This window comes from Pseudomonas sp. FW306-02-D09B (genome assembly GCF_058782685.1).
Genome location: NZ_JBYSXY010000024.1, coordinates 1 through 13896, shown reverse-complemented (window position 1 = coordinate 13896; position 13896 = coordinate 1). Strand labels below are relative to the sequence as shown.

Sequence of the window (13896 nt, the reverse complement as noted above, 5' to 3'; positions counted from 1 at the left end):
GTTTACTTGACAAACAACAGCCCTCGCAGCTTCAATATTTAAAGAATTAACTTGGTAAATCTAACCCAAGCCTTGAAAGCAGGCAATTGACTCTCGCAATCCGCCGGGTCGCGAGTCACAGCAGGAGGTTGTATGTCTACACAAGGAAGCAGCTGGAGCGATTTACTCTCCGGAAAAAACGCCGCGCGATCCATCGCACTGTCAGGAGGCGTTACGCTGCACGCGATCAATATCTACATCGCTACGACTATCCTGCCCTCCGTGGTCAAGGAAATCGGCGGGCTCGACCTGTACGCCTGGAACACCACACTGTTCGTCGTCGCATCCATCCTCGGCTCCGCGCTCACGGCCAAAATCCTGCAACGCACAGGGCCACGCGTTTCCTATGCGATAGCCTCGTTATTTTTCCTCGCTGGCAGCCTCATTTGTGCCCTGGCACCGAGCATGCCAGTGATGTTGGTCGGTCGCGCGGTTCAAGGTTTGGGCGGCGGCTTGATGTTCGCCCTGTGCTACTCGATGATTCAGCTGGTGTTCGAAGAGCGCCTCTGGCCTCGGGCCATGGCCCTGGTCTCGGGCATGTGGGGGATCGCCACGCTGATCGGCCCGGCCATCGGCGGCATTTTTGCGGAAATGGATGCCTGGCGTTTAGCCTTTGGCACGCTGGTGCCGGTGACGCTGGCGTACATACTGCTGACCAGCAGCGTATTGCCCAAACGTGACATGAATCAACCGCCCGTGGGCCGCTTGCCCTTGCTGCAACTGTTCCTGCTGGCTGCGGCGGTGCTCTCGGTATGCATCGGCAGCGCTTCGTCGCTTCCGACCTGGAACCTGCTGGGCATAGGCCTCTGCCTGCTGCTGGTGTTTTTCCTGGTTCGTCATGAATCCAGCACCCTGACACGCCTGCTGCCCAAGGATGCCTTGCGGCTCAACACCCCACTCTGTGCGCTGTACGCGACCATGGGGTTGTTGGTGGTTGGCATGACCAGCGAAATCTTCGTGCCGTACTTCCTGCAAACCCTGCACGGGCAGACGCCGCTGATTTCCGGCTACCTGGCAGCCCTCATGGCGGCTGGCTGGACGCTGTCCGAAGTGATGAGCTCCGGCTGGCGCGAGCGTGGCGTGCGCCGCGCAATCATCAGTGGCCCGGTGTTCGTACTGGTCGGACTGATCATCCTGGCCGTCGCCATACCGTTCGACAGTGGTGGAGACTGGGCGCGGCTCACCCCGATCTGCATTGCCTTGACCCTGGTGGGATTCGGCATCGGTATCGGCTGGCCACACCTGCTGACCCGAGTCCTGCAAGTGGCCTCGGCCGAAGACCAGGACTCGGCGGCTTCATCCATCACCACCGTACAACTGTTCGCCACCGCACTCGGCGCGGCACTGGCCGGGATGATCGCCAACATGGCCGGACTCAACGACCCGAGCAACACGCAAGGCACTGCCAACGCCGCACGCTGGCTGTTTGCGCTGTTTACCATTGCGCCGATTCTGGCGCTGGTGACTGCGGTGCGGTCGGCGCGGATTCGGCCGGGGCTTGCAGCGGTTTGAATCGGGTCGCGCTTCAATAAAAAACCCGGCATTACCCGCCATTCTGTTCACTTAAGCCGGAGACCAGAGCTTTTTTATTTCAAACTCTACGGTGAAAACCAAGTAAAACGCCGCTTTCTCATGTCGAGACAAGCGGCGTTTTCATCATTCGCCATCACCAACACTGGATGTCATGGCGTCATGCTTCCGGGCTTATCAGCGCACCGACTCGATGCGCCACTTCCACAGACCTACCGGACTGTTCTCGAGAACATGAACGAACTGTCCATAGTCGGCGAGGTACCAGGACAGATCGGTCCAATCCAGCCCGCGGGCTTTCATCTTGGTGCAATTGAGGAGCTTGGCCGAGCCCAGCAGAGTCGGATGCAAGGCGCTGGCAGGTTGTTCGCGGACGATCTGGCAGGTCACAGTCCTGGGTTCACTGGTCTTGTGCGAAGGGCTGCCGTCAGCGTTGGCAGGCTCTGCCCGGGTTTCGATATAGCTGACCTGGGTCTTGAGCGGCAAGTTGCGCCAGTCACCCTGGAAGCTCAGGTCGACCAGGGGCCGCGAATCCGCCACTTCCTTGCCGGTTTCTTTGTCGATGTTGTGGCTGGCCAGATCGAACAAGCCACGGAAGGTCAGGTTGATCGCAGGCGGGAGCACAAAGTCCACTGGCTGCACCAGAGTTTGCCCCGAGGCGCTGTCGGTGCTGATGAAGACCTCCTTGGAGAAGTCGCCAAGTTTAGTCCCGTTAAACATCACCATGTCATAGCGATATCCCAGGTGGCGCAGGGGCCTGGCCGGCGCGGGCAGGTCCAGGGCCTGGATGGCCGCTACGACTGACGGTGCAACCGTCGGCGTGCTGATGACCGGCGGCAAGGTTTGGCGTGCGTTGAAGACGGGCAACCTGGCCAGCTCCGCTTGCGGCAGGCAAGCGGCCTTGAACACGCGTTGCCGGTCGGCCGAAGCCTGCATCAGCGGTTGCGGCACAGCCGGCCTTTCGACTTTGCCGCTGGAAACTTCGTGCGAGCCATCAATCATGAACTGGCTTAGTGCAGTGACCGTTTGCTGCTTGCAGTCCAAGGCCAGTCGCTCCTGGCTCTGAGCTATCAGCGCGGCTCCGTCGCTGGCAATAAGGTAGTGCCGATAATCGCGGCCGGCCCAGACATACAGTAGTCCGCCTTCCTGTTGCAGGCTATTGCGGTCAAGCATCAGCCAATCCTGATCCTCGGCTAATTCCAGCATCCGCCAATCGGGCGTGGGACGTTGTGTGCATACCTGTTGCAACTGCGCACTGTGCTGCAACTGCTGACTTTGCTCCGCCGGCAAAGCAGTGCTGGTCATTGGCTGGTCGGTAAACGCGCTCAAACCGTTACGGGTGGGATAGAACATGCTGTTCGGCCCCTGCTTGCAGGACGCATTGAACCTGGCATAGATCGCAGTGTTGCCCACTCGCGTGACCAAGTAGGTCACCTTGTCGCCTTCGCGCACAATGGAGTGCTCCAGGACGGGCAACGTGAGGGCCTCATTGAAGACGGCCAGGCCCGGGTGCACCTTGGGCTCCTGCGGGATCGGCCTGGAGCTGCAACCGGTCAGACTCAGGGCCAGCAGCGAGAAGCCCAACACAACCGGGTGGCGGAAAAAGGTAGAGCTGGCGTCCATGCGGATACGGTCCTTGAAAATTAGGGGCGGGTGAAAGATAAAAATCTTGTTGATAGTTCGGCACATTTTTTTCGCCCATCACCGATGGGTATCTGAAATTGCACGTACTGCTCGACACGGCCGGTTATCGAATCCGGGCCGTAACGCAGATTCTGGAAAACCTCGCGATGCGCGGCGACATCACCACCGACTCAGTGATCCTCAGCGACTTCGCGCAGCTCTGCTGCATTCCTCTACGTGATGGCTGCGACTTGCTTGATGTGATTTCGCAACGTCTGGATGCGCAGCCGTCGCCCGCAAGCGAACGCGCCAAGTCATAAACCCAAAAACGAAAAAGCCCCCCCGTAACTTTTCAGCTACGGGGGCTTTTTCTATGTAATGGCGCAGAGATAGGGATTTGTCCCCAAAATAACGGGGACAAACGCTTTCTTACTGGGCCAGCGACACCTGGCCAGCGCCAAGCTTCAACCCGGCCAGGCGCTTGAGCAGTTCATTGATGTTCTCCCGCGCCGAGCCTTCGTTCGCCAGTCGCAGGCGTTTCACACCGAAGAAGGAGTCGCCGACGCTGGCGGTAAAGGGAGCCTTGAGCTTGTCGGTCCAGATCACCCGGCCCGTGGCATTCTCTACCAGGCTGTATTCAACCATCGAAGTGACGGTGAAGTTCAGGCCGATCAGCGGCTGGTCGAGGCTTACCAGATTGGCGCGCAGGGCGTAGTTTGCCTTGCTGTTCTTACCCAGCAGGCCAGCGTTGCTCAACGATTGCTCGAGTGCCGAACGGAAGTCTGCGCTTTCGATCTGCGAAGTCCACAGCGGGTTGGTCGTGCTGCCGCCGCCGACACTGTCGACTTTCATGTTGTCGCGAAGCGCAACGTCATAGGTTTGTGCTTGCGCGGGATTGACCTGCATATTCTCGACCTTGGCTGATGAAGCACAGCCAGTGAGAACAAGGGCAAACAGGGAGATAGAAAGCAAACGGAGCATGGTCGATCCTTGATGTCCAAAAAGGGGCGAGTAACGGTAAACGTCGTATCAGGGTCTGCGAATGAAGGCCGGAGTGTCGGCGGCTGTCCCTGAAAACGCGAGGAGGATAATAGAGTTGAGTTAATGGCTCAATGACATCATCACAAGAAATGCGCCTTGGAAGGGAAGCGGTCAATGAAAGGGGGGATATTTTCAGCGCTCGCTTATCCAACGCCAAAATACTCGATACTCTTTCCAAGAGCTTGAACGCGGGCCTTTACGCAGATTCTGGAAAACCTCGCGATGCGTGGCGACATCACCATCGACTCGGTGATCCTCAGCGACTTCGCGTAGCGGTGCTGCATTCCTCTGCGCAACGGCTGCGATTGACTCGATGTGATTGCTCGACGGGGACACCTTCCAGCTCAAACCATTCAGACCAAGAGGGGGGTGAATCAAATTTCGGCTCTGGTTTGCAGCCGTTTCCTAAGCACACCCAATTGTTACCGAACGTCCCGACGCGACGTAACTCCACGCTCAAGTAACAGCCGTCACGCCTTCGCAAAACCTCCCGAAAAAATCGCCTCCGGCCAAACCCTTGCCCCAAAAGCGTTCCAGCCAAACCCTGTGCTTTATTGAACAACGATCCAACAAGTTGGCCGCTTGATTGCATATCCTTGTATGTACAAGTAAACGTGTGTGCACAAGAGTTGCGGGAACCTCTTCACCTCCACCGCCTTGCTTGTAGAGCAATGCCGCGCACAACAAAGACGTGTGCATCGGCAACCGCGTCGTGATTCTCAAGGACGGCCGATTGATTCAGATCGGTGCGCCGAAAGAGATCCTTGACTCGTCTGCTGACGAATAGATTGATCGCTTCGTTCAGCGTCCTGCCGCACCTAGCTTGAAATGAGTTTTTCCGGACGACGTGTATCCAATGTGGCCAGGGGCCGAACCCTCTGGCCACAGGTGTAACTCGACAACAACCCTTGCGTGAGGCTTCACATGTCACAGGCTAAAAAAATTGTTATCGCCGATGCGCCGTTGCGTTGGCAGGATGTGGTCGCAGTTGCCCGGCACGGTGCTGTGCTTGAATTGTCGGCTCAAACCTGGGCACGGATCGACAATGCCCAGGCCATCGTCCAGCACATCGTCGTCAGCGGCGAGCGCGCGTATGGCGTCAATACCGGCTTGGGTGCGCTCTGCAATGTCTCGCTGCAAGGCGAACAACTGAGCCAGCTGTCGCGCAATACATTGCTTAGCCACGCGTGTGGCGTCGGTGCACCACTGACTGATGAGCAGACGCGGTCGATCATGTGCGCGGCGATCATAAACTACAGCCACGGCAAGTCCGGTCTGCATCGGCAAGTGGTCGAAGCGCTATTGGCCTTGCTCAATCGCGGGATTACCCCACAAGTACCGTCCCAGGGTTCGGTCGGCTACCTGACTCACATGGCGCATATCGGCATCAGTCTGCTGGGGGTCGGCCAGGTCAGTTATCGAGGGCAGATCGTCCCTGCGCAGCAAGCTTTGGCTGAAGAAGGCTTGAAGCCGGTGCAGTTGGGCGCAAAAGACGGGCTGTGCCTGGTCAACGGTACGCCGTGCATGACCGGCCTGAGCTGCCTCGCCCTCGCCGATGCAACCCGCTTGATCCAGTGGGCAGACGTGATCGGTGCCATGAGCTTCGAAGCCCTGCGCGGTCAGATCGACGCATTCGACGCTGAAATCATCGCCCTCAAGCCACATCCGGGCATGCAGCAAGTCGGCATCAACTTGCGCGGCCTGCTCGATGGCAGTGAAGTGATTGCCAGCAGCAAGGGCATTCGTACTCAAGATGCACTGAGCATCCGTTCGATCCCGCAAGTACATGGCGCGGCCCGTGATCAACTTGACCACGCGACCCGGCAGATCGAAACCGAACTCAACTCCGCCACCGACAACCCGCTGCTTCTGGGTACACCGGATAACTACCGGGTGATGTCTCAGGCCAACCCGCACGGCCAGTCGGTGGCCTTGGCTGCCGACTTGCTGGCGATCGCCATGGCGGAGATCGGCTCGATTGCCGAGCGTCGCCTGGACCGTTTGATCAACCCGCACGTCAGTGGCTTGCCGGCATTTCTGGTGAGCAACCCTGGGGTTAACTCTGGAATGATGATCGTCCAGTACGTTGCCGCGTCCCTGTGTGCGGAAAATCGTCAGTTGGCGCAACCGGCGGTGCTCGACAATTACGTCACATCGGGTCTGCAGGAAGACCACCTGAGCATGGGCACCAACGCTGCACTAAAGCTGCATCGGGCGCTGGAAAACTGCACGCAGATCCTCGCTATCGAGTATCTGCTGGCGGCCCAGGCCTTCGAATTTCTCAAGGCTGACTTTCTCAAGGGGCCATGCTTCGGTGCAGGCACGGAGGTCGCTTGGCGACTGCTGCGCGAGCGCGTTCCGGCCTACGACCAGGACCGCTGGCTGGCGCCAGATATCGCCAGTGCAGCAAGCGTTTTGAAAGATCCGCAATTGCTGCAAACCGCGTTACCGAGCCTGCACTAAAATCGATTCCCAAGCAGCGTGCCAAGCCGCAGCCATTCATAAGTGGCTGCGGCGGATAAACGCCACAAAAGCACTCACCCAATCGTTCCCCATCGCGCACCAACATCTCTCAATTTGTTACCGAGCGCCCCGGCATGGCGCAATTCCACGTTCAAGTAACGGTCGTCACACCTTCGCAAAATATCTCAAAAAAAAATGCCTCCCGCCAAACCCTTGTCCCAAAGCCATTCCTACCAAACCTGAGCTTTATAGAGCAGCGATCCAATAAGTTGGCCGCTTGATTGCATACTCTTGTATGTACAAGTAAGTATGTGTGCGTAAGAGTCGTGAGAACCTCTTTGCACCCGCCACTATTTCGCTTGTAACGCAATGCCATGCACGGGCTTGCTCGCCCGCTGCCTAGGCTGGTTTTTACTGCTTTGTCCGGTCTGCACAAAAATAGTTGTGCAGACCAGCATAGGAGATTCGGCCTGAGCCGGATCAGATCGCAACACTCCATTGATTAGGCAGGAATTATCAAGATGTCGAAGAAATCAAGCTGGTTGGGTTCTGTAGCGCTCAGTGCAATCGTTCTCGCCTGTGCTCCGGCACTGCAGGCCAAAGAATGGACTTCGGTGAATATTGCAACCGAGGGCGCCTATGAGCCCTGGAACGTGACTCTGCCAGGCGGAAAAATTGGCGGCTTCGAACCGGAGCTGATGGATATCATCTGTCCGCGCATGAAACTCAAGTGCAACATTGTCGTACAGAACTGGGACGGGATGATCGCCAGCCTCAATGCCGGTAAATTCGACATGCTGATGGACGCCATTGTCATCAACGAAGAGCGCCAAAAGGTAATGGCCTTTTCGATTCCCTACGCCCAGACACCTGCCAGTTTCGTTGCGCTGAAAGCCGATCTGTTGCCGGGCAAAACCGGTGCCGAAGCCGCCATCACTCTGGGTACCGATGCCAAGGAAGTACGCGCCGGCGTTGAAGAGCTGCGCAAGGCACTCAAGGGCAAGACCATTGGTATCGCCTCCGGCACCATTTACACGTCATTCATTGATCAGAACTTCAAGGATGTGGCGACCATTCGTGAATACGGCAGCTCGGCCGAAGCCATTCTCGACCTGCTGGCCGGCCGCATTGACGTCGCATTCGATGACGTGACCTTTTTCAATTCGGTGATGGACAAGCCGGAGAACAAACCGCTGGCCTTTACCGGCCCGGTCATCAAAGGCCCGATCTGGGGTGAAGGGGAAGCTCTAGGCTTCCGCCAGACAGACCCTGAGCTCAAAGCCAAGTTCGACGCAGCTCTCAAGGAAGCCATGGCTGACGGCACGATCAAGACACTTAGCGAGAAGTGGTTCAAAGTAGACCTCACACCTAAGTCTTGACCCCTGAATTGCCCGGCACCGTGAAGGCTGCCGGGCTGCTTAAACCTTCTCAAGAATGGGAGCCTCTATGAACCTCTTGCAGCTACTCAGTTTTGGTGACTCAGGCTGGGGAATGGCGCTGCTCAAGGCAGCGGGCATGACCGTGATATTGACCCTGGCAGCGCTGCTGGTGGGTGCGGTATTTGGCAGCCTGGTCGCGGCTGCCAAGCTATCCCGTCGACGCAGTTTGCGCTGGCTGGGAGACCTGTATTCGATACTGTTCAGGGGGATCCCCGAGTTGCTGGTGATCTACCTGTTCTACTTTGGCGGAGCCAGTGTGGTGACGGCGGTTGGCCACTGGTTCGGGGGTGAAGGCTACATCGACGTGCCACCTTTTCTGGTCGGCGCGTTGGCAGTCGGGCTGATTTCGGGCTCCTATCAAGCTGAAGTCTACCGTGGCGCTTTTCTAGCGGTATCGCGAGGCGAACTGGAAGCCGGCCTGGCCATAGGCATGTCCCGCGCGATGCGCTTCAAACGGATTCTGGTCCCCCAGGTGCTGCGATTTGCGCTGCCTGGGCTGGGAAATGTTTGGCAAATGAGCCTGAAAGACTCGGCGCTGATTTCAGTCATCGGCCTGGTGGAATTGATGCGTGCCAGCCAGGTTGCGGCCGGTTCCACTCGTCAATATTTCACGTTCTACATCATCGGGGGCGCCGTGTACCTCATTCTAACCGGCTTGTCCGGTCGGCTTTTCAATATGGCTGAGGCTCGTGTGCGTCGCACGCGGCAGCGCAGTCCAGTCTAGTTCGAGTCGGGAGCGCTACGTATGATCGATTTTCCGTTCCTCGCTGACACCATGCTCAAGCTTTTGGCAGCGCTGCCCACAACACTGACGCTGTTTTTCAGCTCATTGGTGATCGGCCTTACCCTGTCTGTCGGCATTGTCAGCCTGCGGGTCAGCCGCTGGTGGTTTTTCAGCTATCCGGCGCGGTTCTACATCATGTTGTTTCGCGGTACGCCGCTGCTGATTCAAATGTTCCTGATTTACTACGGGCTGGGCCAGTTCCCGGCCATTCGCGATAGCTTCGCCTGGGTACTGCTCAAATCGCCCTATGGCTGCGCGGTGCTTTCACTGGCCTTGTGTACCGCCGGTTACACCGCCGAAATTATTCGCGGTGGGCTGCTTAGCGTGCCACAAGGGCAAATCGAGGCGGGCAAGGCCGTGGGCATGTCGCCTTGGGAACTGCTACTCCGGATCATTGCTCCGGTCACCCTGCGCCAGGCCCTGCCGGCCTACTCCACGGAAGCCATTTTGCTGGTCAAGTCCACGGCTCTGGCTAGCCTGGTGACTGTGTGGGACGTCACTGGCGTCGCGCAACAGATCATCCAGCGTACCTATCGCACGATGGAAGTGTTCATTTGCGCAGCCCTGATCTATCTGGTGCTGAATTTCCTGGTCGTCCGCGCTGTCGCCTGGCTCGAGTATCGCCTCTCGCCGCACTTGCGTGAGCGGCCAGTTGACGCCATCAAAAAAGCCAGCCCCTCGCTGCCTTCCCATTCCTGATTTGATACGGAGCATGCCATGAGCACTCAGCCCGCTTCAGCCTTGTCGGTAACTAATATTCAGAAGTCCTTCGGCAACGCACATGTCCTCAAGGGCATTTCCCTGGAAGCCCACAAGGGCGATGTGATCTCGATCCTCGGTGCAAGTGGATCAGGTAAAAGTACCTTCCTGCGTTGCATCAACCTCCTGGAAACACCCGATCAAGGCATCATCAGCGTCAATGGTGAAGTGATCGAAATGAAGCAGCATGCCGACGGCCGCCAGACACCAAGCAACAGCCGCCAGGTCGAGCGCATGCGCAGTTGCCTGGGTATGGTGTTCCAGAGCTTCAACCTCTGGTCGCACATGACGGTGCTGCAAAACGTCATCGAAGGCCCGATGCGGGTTCTCAAACGTTCCCGTGCCGAATGCGTTGAGGAAGCAGAAGCCCTGCTACACAAGGTCGGCCTGTACGACCGCCGCGACTATTACCCGGCGCACCTGTCCGGTGGCCAGCAGCAACGCGTAGCGATAGCCCGCGCACTGGCGATGAACCCACAAGTCATGTTGTTCGACGAACCAACCTCGGCACTTGACCCTGAACTGGTTGGAGAGGTGTTGCGCGTAATGCGCTCTCTGGCTGAAGAAGGTCGCACCATGCTGGTGGTCACGCACGAAATGGGCTTTGCCCGACACGTGTCAAATCGGGTGGTGTTCATGCATGGCGGCCTGATCGATGTGCAGGGTACACCGACGGAACTATTCGAAGGCTTGCCCACCGAACGCTTTCGGCAATTCGTCTCCAGCCATCATGAGAGAAGTGCCGAATAAGCACAGCCCGCGGAGCGCGCGCCAAGCCATAAACCCAAAAACGAAAAAGCCCCGTAGCGTGTTCAGCTACGGGGCTTTCATGTATTGCGTACAGCATGATTTGTCATACGCCGAAGCGCTGGAAACCTTCAGCAGCACGCAGGCAGCCAGAATCGACGACGCCTTAGCCTGATGCGAGAAGTTCCGCCTGCCCGGCCAGCAGCTGCCCGAGCTTGCGGCCGCTGAAGCGGATCTGCGACAGGCTCAGGGCAGTGAACCCAATCATCACCGCCGCCGGCCGTCGCACCTCCTGACAGAATTCGCTGACCGGTTGCAAGGCCAGCCCGATGGCGCTGGCACGGCGACAGAAATCGGATTCGTCGCTGCCCGCCGGCAACTCCAGGACGAAGTGCAGACCGGCATGGTGCCCGGAAACCGAATAACCTCCCGGCGCCTGTTCCCCCAGGCAGGCCAGCAGCGCGTCACGGCGCTCCTGATAGGCCTGGCGCGCCGAACGCAGGTAACGCACGAACGCCCCGCTCCTCATGTATTCCGCCAGCGCTGCCTGCTCGGTGACCCCAACGGAGCGGCCGGTGGTCTGCAGGGTCGCCAGCAGGCGATTGCGCAACGCCCCGGGAACCAGCATGAAACCGACGCGCAGCCCAGCGAACAAGGTCTTGTTGAAGCTGCCGCAGTAGATCACCCGGTCATCGCGATCCAGTGCCTTGAGGGCCGCCAGTGGCGCGCTGTTGTAGTTGAATTCGCTGTCGTAGTCGTCCTCCACCACCCAGGCATCGGTCCGACTGGCCCAGTCCAGCAGGGCCAGGCGCCGCGACACCGAGAGGGTCACCCCGAGCGGCGACTGGTGCGCAGGCGTGACATAGACCAACCGGGCATCGCCGTGCTCGCGCAGTGCTCCATCGTCGATGCCATCTTCGAGGACCGGGATATACACCAGCCGCGCTCCAGCCATGGAAAAGATCCTTTTCGCCGACAGGTAACCCGGATCTTCGACACACACCTTGTCGCCCTGCGTCACCAGGCTGCGGGCCACCAGGTCCAGGGAGTGGCGAATGCCCGTGGTCACGATCAGGTCGTCCGGCTTGCAACGGATGCCACGGTACTTGGCCAGGTAATCGGCAATCTGTTCGCGCAGGGCCAGCATGCCGCCGGGGTCCGGCGAACAGAGCAACTGCGCCGAGGCTTCGGCCATGGCCTTGGCCACCGCCCGCGACCACACGCGAATGGGGAACAGCGCCGGGTCCGCCAGGCGCGCCACGAAAGGCTGCCCTACCCTGACCGCGATCTCCAGCGCCGGCGGCGATGCCACTGGCGCCTGCTGCTCTCGCGCATGGAGGGTCGCCGGAACCTGCGGCGCGCGGATAAAGAGATCGGGCACTACCGCACTGACCCGAGTCCCCGAACCCGACACCCGGGTCACGTAACCTTCGCTGCGCAAGCGGTCGAAGACCATTTCCACGGTCCCCCGGGACAGCGACCAGCGCTGCGCCAGGGTTCGCGTAGAAGGCAACTGGCTACCGGCGGGCAGGAGCTTTTCCAGGATCGCGCCGCGCAATGCCTCGTAGGCACTTTCCTGTTTGGTCAACACCCGGCTGCCATCGCTCAGGCTGCCGGGCTGGGGCAGATCAAGGGGAACGGAAACCTTTCCTCGGCTCATAGTGGTCCAGTCGAAATACTAATTAACGGCTCTCGGAATTAAACCACAAAGCGCCTAACGTCACGGCCCTGTAACGGATACCCGAATTCACCCTCGCGATCATTGGCGGCCCGAGCCTGACTTGCCACCTGGATGTCACGCTCGCCCCTACGGAATAACCCATGCCTGTAAAATCTAACCTGGCACCCTGGATCTGGTCGGCGCTGTTGCTGGTGGTCGTCTGCCTGCCACGCGTCACCATCGACATCTACCTGCCCGCGTTGCCGGCAATGGCCGATGCCCTGCGTGCCAGCGATGCCCAACTGCAACTGACCCTAACCCTGTACATGGTCGGGTACGCCTTTTCGATGCTGATTGGCGGCCCGCTCTGCGATCGTTTTGGTCGGCGGCCAGTGCTGATCGGCGGCACGGCGCTGTACCTGATGGCAACCCTGATGTGCGCGCTCGCCCGCGATGTCGAGGTGCTGATCGTCGCCCGGATGCTCCAGGCCCTCGGTGGCTGCTGCGGCACGGTGATCGGCAGGGTCATGGTCCGCGACCGTTTCGACCGCCATGAACAGACCCGCCTGCTCAGCCGGATCTCCATGGGCATGGCCATTTCGCCGATGGTGGCCCCGATGATCGGCAGCCTTATCGAAACCGCCTTCGGCTGGCGTGGAGTGTTTGCGGTCCTGAGCGTGATTGCTGCGCTAACGCTGATCCTGATCAGCCTGCTGCTGCCGGAAACCCGTCCGTCCGCCCAGCCCGATACCCGCCAGCAAGGCACCCTGCGCATTTACGCACGGCTGCTGCGCGACCGCTATTTCCTGCGCTACTCCCTGGCCATAGGCTGCGTGTACTGCACCTATTTTCCGTTTATCGCCGAGTCCTCGACCCTGCTGCAACGCACCCTGCACCTGTCCTCAATGGAATATGCCCAAGTGTTTGCCGTCACCGTGGCCGGTTATGTGCTGGGTTCCAATCTGTTCCGCCGCCTGTCCGCCAGACACGATGCCGATACCTTGATCGGGTACGCCATCACCCTGAATCTGGTGGGCTCGTTGCTACTGATCATGGCCACTCGGCTCTGGCCCGAGGCGCTGCTGTCGATCGTCTGCCCGATGTTGCTGATCATGCTCTCGGTGGGTATCGCCATCCCGGCCTGCCAACTGGCGGTACTGCAACCGTTCTCGGCCATTGCCGGCACCGCGTCCGGACTGTTTTTCTTTATCCAGATGGCCATGACCGCGGTGTGCGGCTTCGTCACCGGCAAACTCTCGGATGGCAGCGTCTACCCGATGATGATCATGACCTCGATCTACAGCATCAGCTTCTGCCTGGTCTGGCTGCTGTTCAAAACAGAGACTGCCCCGCAGGAAGAGGCGCTGGGCGAACGCTGAAGCGGCGTACCAGGAACGGCTTTTGCAGCATGCCGCATGCCTAAACCGGCACTTGGCGTGTGGTAAACAAAACGCCAGAAACGAAAAAGCCCCCGTAACGTCCAAAAAAATGCCTCATTGGCTGGTTTTCGCGAAAGGCTGTTCTGGGTCGATTACAGCCCTTGGCGGCAGGCAGATATCGGCCAGATCCGGACGCTGAGCTGACTGCAACGAGAAATGGGAACAATCTCCCCCAATATGCTGGAGCAGCTTCAGCAAGCGGATGGTCGTCTGGTTTCGCTCTACTCAAGACAGCACCACCAGGATTGTGCATACGGTACTTCGTACCCAGTCTCAGAATGCTTTTTTCGAGAACAAACAAAACCCCAACTGCTTTCGCAATTGGGGTTTCGGAATTTAATCTTGACGATGACCTACTCTCACATGGGGAAA

Annotated in this window: 11 protein-coding genes and 2 pseudogenes; 10 read left to right on the top strand and 3 right to left on the bottom strand. The window is 58.8% G+C overall.

Going from position 1 to position 13896, the window contains the following annotated elements; genetic code table 11:
• Positions 1 to 132 precede the first annotated feature (132 nt).
• On the top strand, positions 133 to 1551 hold the full coding sequence (locus tag AC3WK5_RS26705; RefSeq protein WP_103316196.1) for an MFS transporter: 1419 nt from the start codon (positions 133 to 135) through the stop codon (positions 1549 to 1551).
• A gap of 195 nt (positions 1552 to 1746) precedes the next feature.
• On the opposite strand, the gene AC3WK5_RS26700 is transcribed toward AC3WK5_RS26705, so the two are convergent.
• On the bottom strand, positions 1747 to 3192 hold the full coding sequence (locus tag AC3WK5_RS26700) for a hypothetical protein (RefSeq protein ID WP_103316195.1): 1446 nt from the start codon (positions 3190 to 3192) through the stop codon (positions 1747 to 1749).
• A 77-nt stretch (positions 3193 to 3269) separates the two neighbouring features.
• Between AC3WK5_RS26700 and AC3WK5_RS26695 the strand changes: the two genes are divergently transcribed.
• Positions 3270 to 3512 carry a short-chain dehydrogenase gene (locus tag AC3WK5_RS26695; protein ID WP_103316194.1) on the top strand — a complete coding sequence of 81 codons (243 nt, stop codon included), beginning with the start codon at positions 3270 to 3272 and terminating at the stop codon, positions 3510 to 3512.
• A gap of 109 nt (positions 3513 to 3621) precedes the next feature.
• On the opposite strand, the gene AC3WK5_RS26690 is transcribed toward AC3WK5_RS26695, so the two are convergent.
• Positions 3622 to 4173 (bottom strand): hypothetical protein, encoded by a 552-nt coding sequence (locus AC3WK5_RS26690; RefSeq protein WP_103316193.1) that lies wholly within the window; start codon positions 4171 to 4173, stop codon positions 3622 to 3624.
• Between the two features lie 249 nt (positions 4174 to 4422).
• Here AC3WK5_RS26690 and AC3WK5_RS26685 point away from each other — a divergent pair.
• The 7 genes and pseudogenes from AC3WK5_RS26685 to AC3WK5_RS26655 form a co-directional block, all read left to right on the top strand.
• A pseudogene (locus tag AC3WK5_RS26685) lies at positions 4423 to 4503 on the top strand (short-chain dehydrogenase); the annotation flags it as partial.
• A gap of 421 nt (positions 4504 to 4924) precedes the next feature.
• Positions 4925 to 5020: pseudogene (locus AC3WK5_RS26680) on the top strand (glycine betaine/L-proline ABC transporter ATP-binding protein); the annotation flags it as partial.
• A 137-nt stretch (positions 5021 to 5157) separates the two neighbouring features.
• Entirely contained in the window at positions 5158 to 6696 is a 1539-nt protein-coding gene (gene hutH, locus AC3WK5_RS26675) for a histidine ammonia-lyase (RefSeq protein WP_103316192.1), read from the top strand.
• Between the two features lie 614 nt (positions 6697 to 7310).
• On the top strand, positions 7311 to 8075 hold the full coding sequence (locus AC3WK5_RS26670) for a transporter substrate-binding domain-containing protein (RefSeq protein ID WP_102667258.1): 765 nt from the start codon (positions 7311 to 7313) through the stop codon (positions 8073 to 8075).
• Between the two features lie 67 nt (positions 8076 to 8142).
• On the top strand, positions 8143 to 8859 hold the full coding sequence (locus AC3WK5_RS26665; protein ID WP_054596120.1) for an ABC transporter permease: 717 nt from the start codon (positions 8143 to 8145) through the stop codon (positions 8857 to 8859).
• Positions 8860 to 8880: 21 nt separating this feature from the next.
• Positions 8881 to 9618, top strand: a complete 738-nt coding sequence (locus AC3WK5_RS26660; RefSeq protein ID WP_054596119.1) for an ABC transporter permease — start codon at positions 8881 to 8883, stop codon at positions 9616 to 9618.
• 18 nt (positions 9619 to 9636) lie between these two features.
• Entirely contained in the window at positions 9637 to 10428 is a 792-nt protein-coding gene (locus AC3WK5_RS26655; protein WP_103316191.1) for an ABC transporter ATP-binding protein, read from the top strand.
• Between the two features lie 163 nt (positions 10429 to 10591).
• On the opposite strand, the gene pdxR is transcribed toward AC3WK5_RS26655, so the two are convergent.
• On the bottom strand, positions 10592 to 12085 hold the full coding sequence (gene pdxR / locus AC3WK5_RS26650) for a MocR-like pyridoxine biosynthesis transcription factor PdxR (RefSeq protein WP_103316190.1): 1494 nt from the start codon (positions 12083 to 12085) through the stop codon (positions 10592 to 10594).
• 161 nt (positions 12086 to 12246) lie between these two features.
• On the opposite strand from pdxR, the gene AC3WK5_RS26645 reads away from it, so the two are divergent.
• Positions 12247 to 13464, top strand: a complete 1218-nt coding sequence (locus AC3WK5_RS26645; RefSeq protein ID WP_103316189.1) for a multidrug effflux MFS transporter — start codon at positions 12247 to 12249, stop codon at positions 13462 to 13464.
• The last annotated feature ends 432 nt before the right edge of the window (positions 13465 to 13896 follow it).

Excerpts from the sequence above, each read along its gene's own strand:
- AC3WK5_RS26705 (WP_103316196.1), top strand. The coding sequence starts at position 133 with ATGTCTACACAAGGAAGCAGCTGGAGCGATTTACTCTCCGGAAAAAAC.
- AC3WK5_RS26700 (WP_103316195.1), bottom strand. The coding sequence starts at position 3,192 with ATGGACGCCAGCTCTACCTTTTTCCGCCACCCGGTTGTGTTGGGCTTC.
- AC3WK5_RS26690 (WP_103316193.1), bottom strand. The coding sequence starts at position 4,173 with ATGCTCCGTTTGCTTTCTATCTCCCTGTTTGCCCTTGTTCTCACTGGC.
- hutH (WP_103316192.1), top strand. The coding sequence starts at position 5,158 with ATGTCACAGGCTAAAAAAATTGTTATCGCCGATGCGCCGTTGCGTTGG.
- AC3WK5_RS26665 (WP_054596120.1), top strand. The coding sequence starts at position 8,143 with ATGAACCTCTTGCAGCTACTCAGTTTTGGTGACTCAGGCTGGGGAATG.
- AC3WK5_RS26660 (WP_054596119.1), top strand. The coding sequence starts at position 8,881 with ATGATCGATTTTCCGTTCCTCGCTGACACCATGCTCAAGCTTTTGGCA.
- AC3WK5_RS26655 (WP_103316191.1), top strand. The coding sequence starts at position 9,637 with ATGAGCACTCAGCCCGCTTCAGCCTTGTCGGTAACTAATATTCAGAAG.
- pdxR (WP_103316190.1), bottom strand. The coding sequence starts at position 12,085 with ATGAGCCGAGGAAAGGTTTCCGTTCCCCTTGATCTGCCCCAGCCCGGC.
- AC3WK5_RS26645 (WP_103316189.1), top strand. The coding sequence starts at position 12,247 with ATGCCTGTAAAATCTAACCTGGCACCCTGGATCTGGTCGGCGCTGTTG.